The 8,488-nt window shown below is 41.4% G+C and carries 6 protein-coding genes and 1 pseudogene; 4 read left to right on the top strand and 3 right to left on the bottom strand.

Annotated elements, in window-relative coordinates; all coding sequences use genetic code 11:
* Positions 1-155 precede the first annotated feature (155 nt).
* The gene (locus tag EXN75_RS04905; RefSeq protein ID WP_134842971.1) at positions 156-1,076 is read right to left on the bottom strand and encodes a DNA/RNA non-specific endonuclease; all 921 of its coding nucleotides are present in this window, start codon (positions 1,074-1,076) and stop codon (positions 156-158) included.
* Between the two features lie 70 nt (positions 1,077-1,146).
* Positions 1,147-1,695, bottom strand: coding sequence for a UpxY family transcription antiterminator (locus EXN75_RS04900; protein ID WP_118117177.1), 549 nt, complete (start codon positions 1,693-1,695; stop codon positions 1,147-1,149).
* 260 nt (positions 1,696-1,955) lie between these two features.
* Here EXN75_RS04900 and EXN75_RS04895 point away from each other — a divergent pair, with 260 nt between their 5' ends.
* Entirely contained in the window at positions 1,956-2,609 is a 654-nt protein-coding gene (locus EXN75_RS04895; protein ID WP_134842970.1) for a DUF4840 domain-containing protein, read from the top strand.
* Positions 2,610-2,820: 211 nt separating this feature from the next.
* Here EXN75_RS04895 and xylE read toward each other — a convergent pair.
* Positions 2,821-4,320, bottom strand: a pseudogene (gene xylE, locus EXN75_RS04890) (D-xylose transporter XylE); the annotation flags it as partial.
* A 266-nt stretch (positions 4,321-4,586) separates the two neighbouring features.
* Between xylE and EXN75_RS04885 the strand changes: the two are divergent.
* From EXN75_RS04885 to ricT, 3 genes are all read left to right on the top strand, one after another.
* Positions 4,587-5,543: a methylenetetrahydrofolate reductase gene (locus EXN75_RS04885; protein ID WP_134842968.1), complete on the top strand. Its 957-nt coding sequence runs from the start codon at positions 4,587-4,589 to the stop codon at positions 5,541-5,543.
* A gap of 165 nt (positions 5,544-5,708) precedes the next feature.
* A complete protein-coding gene (locus tag EXN75_RS04880) occupies positions 5,709-6,866 on the top strand; it encodes a DNA polymerase III subunit (protein ID WP_118117174.1) in 1,158 nt (385 codons plus the stop codon).
* Positions 6,867-7,009: 143 nt separating this feature from the next.
* Complete coding sequence (gene ricT / locus EXN75_RS04875) at positions 7,010-8,488, top strand: PSP1 domain-containing protein (protein WP_167639449.1); 1,479 nt, start codon at positions 7,010-7,012, stop codon at positions 8,486-8,488.

The following is an 8,488-nucleotide window of genomic DNA, read 5'->3' as shown; positions in this document are numbered from 1 at the left end:
GCATCGTGGGGTAAGGGGATGGTGGCTACATATTGATGTTGTGCTGTTGCTTTTTACTGAAAGCTGCTACTAACGACTCATAAATCTACCCTTAATCGTGTATTGGATGATAGTTGCGGATTTTAGGATCATTCTATTTTTCTGATACAGACTTATTACCATTCATTTATATCCGCTTTGGCTTCCACCTTATTCTCTATATTATCAGGCAATTTAGAGAAGAAATCGTAGCCAGTAATTCGCTCTACTTCACCGATAGAATTGACAAAGTCTGTCTTTTTCCTTCCTTTCTGAGACTGGTTTCTACAGATAAAGCCAATAGCTTGAGGATAATCCCCCATACGTAGGACTACCTTAAAGAAAGCCTCAGGAACAACGACTTTATTCTTTCCTATTTTGCGATGCTGCTGGTTCAGATAAATAGGACCACATACCACATAGACCTTTCCGTATTTTACAGCCCACGAACGGCATTGCTGCTCAATACTATTCCACATACCACGATTCAACCCATTATCCTGTGGACACATATTGGTAATCAAGAAACAATCTTCCATAGCTTTCTCACTCCATTTATTATCAGCAGCAGGACACATGTGACCTCTATCATACCCGCTATTATAATAATCAGACAGATAGCCCTTTGGATCAGGCATATCTTCATCATCCTGAAAAGCCATACGCTGTACTTTACCAGAAGCATGCTCTGCAGAGATTGTCCAAGCTACCCAATTAGGATTTTTCATCTCATGATTGTAAGAAACGGTATAGGAATAGCGCTTTCTGATGGTTTCCGACAAGGTGCCCTTCGTATAAACAGGAATTTCCAAACCATCATAATTACCTTCTGCTACAGAAGTTCCACTTGTTTTCGAGGAAGACTGGTTTGCTTCCGAAACCGCCTTGTCTATCTCAGAAGCAGTCTTGTCTATTTCAGAAACCGTCTTGCCTGCTTTAGAAACAATCTTATCAAACAAGACTTTCTGGTTTGACTTGTTCTCTCCACAACTCACAGCAATAGAGAATGCAAAGAGCAATGCAAGAGATTTCAACACAAACTTATTTAACTTTTTCATACTGATTATTTTAGTTTACCTAATTATTAAAAATATCATTTACCGAAAAACCACAAGTCCCCAACTACTTTTATTTTCCTTTTTCGATGATTTTCAATGCATAAGCAGGAATATACGTTGTGCAGACAGCAAGTCCTTCTACCACACATACCACACACTTGTCCTTGAAGGGTCTGGCATAATAACCACGTACCCCGGCAAATCGTCCGGAAATAATCTCTACATAATCGTTCTTTTCAAGATTATCAGAATAACGTCCATCTACAAAACGGCTGAACTGATCATTGCAAACCCTGATAAAATCTTCCATCTGCTTGTCTGGAATGATAATGGGACGAGTATGATGAACGGAATCCATGCGAAGCATGACTGGTATTCCCAAAGCTTCGAGTGCAGACTTTGCTTCCAACATATTTTCATAAGAAGTCTTGACAAAGACCATATTTCCCATGACAGGAACATCCATGAGTATCTCTTTTCCATGAATTACCCTCACAACTTTATGCATAGGCACAAAACACTCTGTCCCTCTGCTGTCGAAATAATCTCTCACCTTCAATTCTCTCCGGCAATTGGGGCGAAGATACAACCAATATTTTTGTGTTGCGCTATAATCCATGTTTACTAATTTCTTATATATATAAGCTTAGGTTTACACTACCATATTATTACACATGCAAAGGTACATAATGTTTTCTAATTAAGCAAGAAAATAGACAGAAAAATATTATTAACATTAATTAACCACTATCTAATGCAAGATTCTTGTTATTTGGGGTTTATAACAATGGAAAGAATAAAAAAGAATCATATATTCTCAACCAAATTCTTTACCAAAAAAGGTAGGAAAATAGTATAATAACAATTAAACATAAGAAAATGAAAAAAATTACATTGCTATCTTTAGTTGCTGTATTGCTCACAGCACTAACTTTCACTTCATGTAATACAGGTGATGATAACGGCTATAGCCTCCTTACAAAGGAGCAGCAAGATGCTTACCAAACGAAAATGGCAGGTTCTTATCCTAATCTGGTACTCTTATTCGATCACAAGAATGATGCTGACGTTAAGAACCAGGCAGATTCTGTAGAGACAGAATGCTATTTCAGTATGCGTAATGATAGTACATTTACCATCAGCAATTTCCCTATCAAGAAACTTGCTGAGCACATCTCTAATCCAGAATTGAAGGAAGCTATCAGTAAGGTAGAAGACAGGACTGTGACAGGAAAGTACATGGTTTTACCAAACAGTCAGACAAACCAAGCATATTTTTATGCTTATCCAAGTCCTATCAACCTCAACCTTACATATGGTTCAGATGCTAAAGAGCATAAGGTTGTATTGGAATTCACTACCTCCTCTTACTATACAGGCGGCTGCATTTGGTCAACCAAGCAAATCGGTTTCCCATTCTATCTTACCCGCATCTTTGTAGATGGCGCACAGACCAACTACATCAAGAATTCAATACATTCAGGTGCATATGTAAGTTTTGCTTGCCGCAATAAAGCGACATCAAAACAATAAAAATATTATCAAGAAAAGAATTAAACTATCAAATATATGCATAGTTAATACTCTCTTATATAAAATATAAAAACGTAAAGAGGCGCAACCATCGTGAAGATGCTTGCGCCTCGTCTTTTACAGATTATAAATGTTTTATAAAGCCATCTTTACATTAAAACACTTTACTTTAATGCATTGTTTCCTCTAAAGTATTGTTTCCTTTATAGCATTATTCCTTTCTCCAGAGTTTACTCATATCCTCCAGGCTCTTTCCCTTTGTCTCTGGCACAAGTTTCCACACGAAGAGGGCTGCACAAATACAGATGGCTCCATAAAGACCATAGGTAAACCAATGACCGAAATCATCTCCTTCTACCAAATGCATATTAAACAGCGGAACGAAGGTTGAGCTGACAATAAAGTTGAAGATCCACTGGAAGGCAACTGCGATGGCAACAGCAACGCCACGAATGGTATTTGGGAAAAGTTCTGCAATGAGCACCCAAGCAATTGGTCCCCAAGAGAACATGAAGCTGGCGCTATAAACCATAATACTGAGCATCGTGATGGTTCCTAAAGAAGGATTTCCGAAGGTCAAAGCCACACCAAGTGCTCCTATTGCCATACCGATAGAACCAAAGATCAGCAAAGGTTTACGTCCCCATTTCTCTACATAGAATACAGCAACTAAAGTAAATGAAATATTCACTATACCCATAATCACAGTCTGAACCATCGGATTGCTCATGCCCATATCCTGGAAGATACGAGGAGCATAATAGAGCACGGCATTAATGCCTACAGCCTGCTGGAAAACAGAGAGCATAACACCCACAAAGATACACATAAAACCATAGGAGAATAGCTTTTCTGTCTTCACCGTTACCGTATTCTTAATATCATGGATTATCTCATGAGCCTTATTACTTCCATTGATTCTTGAAAGAATACCATAAGCCTTCTCTTCCTGTCCTACCATGACGAGATAGCGAGGAGTCTCAGGAACAAAACAAATCAGGAAAGTGAACAAACCGGCAGGCACACATTCACTTCCGAACATATATCTCCAACCCGTTTCAACCGTCCATTCCGCATCAGCCCAGTTGGCAATAGCACCCGCAGCATCATAAATCGGATTAGCATGATCTCCCATAATGATGAAATTGACAAAATAGACCACCAACTGACCGAAGATGATAGCAAATTGATTCCAACTTACCAGCATGCCACGTATATTACTTGGTGCGATTTCTCCAATATACATAGGACAAATAGCCGAAGCCATACCAACACCAATGCCACCCAAGACACGATAGATGTTGAAAACAACAAGCAAAGTCCAGTCTGGCTTTCCCTGTGGCAGGATGTAGCTCTCCGGTTCCATTGATCCCCATGCAGACAGGAAGAAGCAGACACCCGCAAAAATAAGCGAGCGCTTACGTCCCAACTTACTGGCGAAGAGACCAGAAAGAGCACTACCGATGATACAACCAATCAATGCACTTGAGGATGTAAATCCGTGCATGAAATCCGTGTATTCGAAATCACTTGCGCCCTTGAAGAATGCTTGCAAACCTTTTTCGGCACCCGAAATTACAGCGGTATCATAACCGAAGAGCAAGCCACCCAATACAGCGACCATCACAATTGAGATAAGATAGGCTTTAGAGCCATTTTGATTCTGTTCCATATTTTTTTTAGGTTTAATTGTATCTGTTTTAGAATAGTTTGTAAAACTATACTTATTACGCTATTTTTCCACAAATATTACACAATTCTTATAAAATATTACGTTCATCTTTCGTTTTTCCCCATATTTTTTCATTTTTGCTCTTTATTTTTTCGTTTTGCTCCTTATTTTTTCGTCTTTCAGCCTATTTTTTTGTATTTTTGCAAACAAATAGGGCTATACGCTTTGTCATCCGCAAAAGTAAGGTCCTCAGAGTCTATTCAACATTCAAATTACACCCTACATTACAAAAAGAAATAAAGAAGATGAACATAACAGAATTTCTGAATAACGGGGCCCAAGAGAAAGGTTTTTCATTTGAGGTTCTTCCTCCATTGAAGGGAAATGGTACGGCAGCACTCTTCCGCACCATCGATGCGCTGAAGGAATTTAACCCTCGATTTATAAATATCACCACGCACCACAGCGAGTTCGTCTATAAGGAGTTGGACAACGGCTTGCTTACCCGCCAGCGTGTGCGTCGCCGCCCAGGTACAGTTGCGATTGCAGGTGCCATCCAAAACAAATACGACATTCCGGTTATTCCTCATGTCATTTGTAGTGGAGCCAGCAAGGAAGATATCGAGTATGAACTGCTCGACCTCCAGTTCTTAGGCATTTCAAATCTCCTCGTACTGCGTGGAGACAAGGCGAAGGATGACCGCCAGTTTACACCGACCGCAAATGGTCACATGCATGCTACAGACCTCTTGAAGCAAGTCAACCAATTCAATGATGGCTTCTTCATGGATGGTACTCCTATCAAACACCCGGGAGAAAAATTCTGCTGTGGCGTAGCTTGCTATCCAGAGAAGCATGAGGAAGCTCCAAATCTGGAGATGGACATGCAGCACCTTCTGGAGAAACAACAATTGGGCGCAGCCTATGCTGTAACCCAACTCTTCTACGACAATCAGAAATTCTATGATTTCGTGGAAAAGGCAAGAAAAATGGGTATCACCATACCTATCATTCCTGCCATCAAGCCTTTCGCAAAACTGTCACAACTTACCGTTGTACCTAAGACTTTCCATTGCGACATTCCAGAGGAACTGGCACAGGAAGTCTTGAAGTGTAAGACTGATGATGACGCAAAAGAACTTGGTATTGAATGGACAACTGCTCAAGTGAAAGACCTCTTCGAGCACGGTTACAACAATGTTCATTTCTTCACCGTCTCCGCTGTGGAGAGTGTTAAACAAATCGCAAAGACTCTGTTTTAAGCGAGAGATTTCAAAAAACGCTAAAGACGTTTTAGAAACATGAACTAAATAATAAAATCCTTTATATAAAAGGAATTGGTAAAAAAAGAAGTCGGTTTAAACGTTTTAAATAGAAAAGATATAAAATAAGGAAACGGAGTTTACTCCTACAAAAAATACTATAATATGAAGTTTAGCGAAGTAATAGGTCAGAAAGAAGTATGGGCACGACTGATGCAGATGGCAGAGGAAGAACGTATTCCTCATGCCATCATGTTCTGCGGTCCTAAAGGCTGCGGCAAGATGGCTGTAGCTTTGGCTTTCGCCAGCTATCTGATGGGAGAAAAAATGGAAGAGAATGCTTCTACTCCTACAGACGCTGAACGCCGTACCAGTGCCATGCTCAAGAAATGGGAACATCCTGACCTCCATTTCACCTTCCCTACCATCAAAACATCTGATATGGGAAGTGAACACAAGCCTATCAGCGACGACTTCATTACCCAATGGCGAGAATTGCTTGCCGAAGGTCCTTACTTCCAGATCGACCAATGGATGAGGAAAATGGGGAAAAATGATGCTGACTTCAACAAGCAGGCTATCATTACTGTAGAAGAGACTGACGAAATCTCCCGCAAACTCAATTTCAAGTCGGTACTCGGAGGCAATAAGGTAAGCCTCATCTGGCTTCCTGAGCGCATGAATATTACGAGTGCCAACAAGATATTGAAACTTCTGGAAGAACCGCCTGCCAAGACCTACTTCATCATGGTGAGTGAAGAACCGGAATTGCTCCTCGAAACCATCAGAAGCCGTACTCAAAGAATCGATTTCAAGAAGATTTCTGATGAAGAGATGGAAGAAGCACTCATCAGCAGAAGAGGATTAGAGCAAGAGAATGCCCATCGCATCGCACGCATCGCACATGGCAACTGGAATGCGGCTATCGAAGAACTCAATGCCGGCAATGAGAACAGGCAGCATCTGGACATGTTTATCATGCTCATGCGACTTGCCTACATGCGCAATATCCACGACCTCAAGAAATGGAGCGAAGTAGTAGCAACTTTCGGACGAGAAAAACAGAAACGTATGCTTGATTATTTCACGCACATGCTCAGAGAAAGTTTCATGTACAATTTCCGGCAGGAAGAACTGATTTACATGACGCAAGAGGAAGAGAATTTCGCCAAGAATTTCGCCCGTTTCATCAACGAGGCTAATATCATCGATATATTCAACCTCTTCGATGAATGCAAAAGGGATATTGGGCAAAATGCCAATGCCAAAATAGTCTTTTTCGATCTGGCTCTCAAAATCATCGTATTGCTCATCAGAAAATAACGATTGAAGAATGCGGAATCAAGAGTCAGTAAAGACGATTATCAGATAAGAAATATTCATTGTACATAGAGAATTTGTACAATACAACATATACATCATAAAATATACACTATTAAAATCAGATTATTGTGGATTACAAGGATATGAAATTCAGAATGTGGAATGGTTGCGACCGAGGTCTCTGCTGCAAGGCAGTAGGACGCCAAGACCGACAACTGAACACATACGACTGGCTTGCCGATGTGCCTGGCAATGCCGAAAGCACAGACCTTGTGGAAGTGCAGTTTAAGAACACCCGAAAGGCATATTATCACAACGTCAACAACCTCGACCTGAAAAAAGGGGATGTCGTGGCGGTGGAGGCAAGTCCTGGCCATGACATTGGTGTGGTTACTCTTACAGGAAGATTGGTGAAATTGCAAATCAAGAAAGCCAATCTCAAATCTGCAGATGACATCAAGCGCATCTATCGAATTGCCAAACCTGTAGATATCGAGAAGTGCAAGGAAGCCAAGAGCCGTGAGCACGGCACCATGATTCAGAGCCGACAGATTGCGAAAGATCTTGGACTGAAGATGAAGATTGGCGATGTGGAATATCAGGGAGACGGCAACAAAGCTATCTTCTATTATATTGCCGACGAGCGTGTCGATTTCCGACAACTCATCAAGGTTTTGGCAGATACTTTCCATGTGCGCATCGAAATGAAACAAATCGGAGCAAGACAGGAAGCAGGACGCATCGGTGGTACAGGACCTTGCGGACGCGAACTCTGTTGTGCCACTTGGATGAAAAACTTTGTGAGTGTAAGTACAAACGCAGCCCGCTTCCAGGACATTTCTCTCAACCCTCAGAAATTGGCTGGCATGTGTGCAAAACTCAAATGCTGTCTCAACTATGAGGTAGATAACTATGTGGAAGCAGGCAAGAAAATTCCTGCCAAGGATATTATTCTGCAAACAGCTGACGGAGATTTCTACCAGTTTAAGACAGATATTCTTGCAGGTCTTATCACCTATTCTTCAGATAAGAATATGGCTTCCAACCTCGAAACGATTACAGCAGAACGAGCTCAAGAAATCATAGCAATGAACCGTCAGGGCGAAAAGCCTTTGAGTTTATTGGAAGATGGTAAGGTGAAAGAGAAACCAAAATCTGCAGACTTGCTTGCAGAAGCAGACCTAAGCCGTTTTGACAAGGCAAAGCGAAAGAAAAAGAATAATAAGAATCGCAACAAAGCCGTTAATGGCGAAAATGCTCAGCAGCAAAATGCGCCACAGCAGCAAAATGCCGATATTCCAAATACAGCATCTGCACCTGAGGAACGTGACGGAAATAGAGAGAATCGACGCAATGATAATCGAAACCGCGGTCAGAGACCTCAGAGAAATAATCGCCAGCAGGGAGAGAGACCTCAGAGAAATAATCGCCAGCAGGGAGAAAGACCTCAGAGAAATAATCGCCAGCAGGGAGAAAGACCTCAGAGAGACAATCGCCAGCAGGGAGAAAGACCTCAGAGAGTCAATCGCCAGCAGGGGGAAAGACCTCAGGGAGACAATCGCCAGCAGGGGGAAAGACCTCAGGGAGACAGAAACAACAACCCAAGTGGCAATCAAGAATAA

The sequence above is a fragment of the Segatella hominis genome, assembly GCF_004535825.1.
Lineage (GTDB): Bacteria > Bacteroidota > Bacteroidia > Bacteroidales > Bacteroidaceae > Prevotella > Prevotella hominis.
This window is presented reverse-complemented; position numbering and strand designations above follow the sequence as displayed.

Bases quoted from the DNA above. Each gene is read 5' to 3' on its own strand.
- EXN75_RS04900 (WP_118117177.1), bottom strand. From the start codon at position 1,695: ATGGATTATAGCGCAACACAAAAATATTGGTTGTATCTTCGCCCCAAT.
- EXN75_RS04905 (WP_134842971.1), bottom strand. From the start codon at position 1,076: ATGAAAAAGTTAAATAAGTTTGTGTTGAAATCTCTTGCATTGCTCTTT.
- EXN75_RS04885 (WP_134842968.1), top strand. From the start codon at position 4,587: ATGAACATAACAGAATTTCTGAATAACGGGGCCCAAGAGAAAGGTTTT.
- ricT (WP_167639449.1), top strand. From the start codon at position 7,010: ATGAAATTCAGAATGTGGAATGGTTGCGACCGAGGTCTCTGCTGCAAG.
- EXN75_RS04895 (WP_134842970.1), top strand. From the start codon at position 1,956: ATGAAAAAAATTACATTGCTATCTTTAGTTGCTGTATTGCTCACAGCA.
- EXN75_RS04880 (WP_118117174.1), top strand. From the start codon at position 5,709: ATGAAGTTTAGCGAAGTAATAGGTCAGAAAGAAGTATGGGCACGACTG.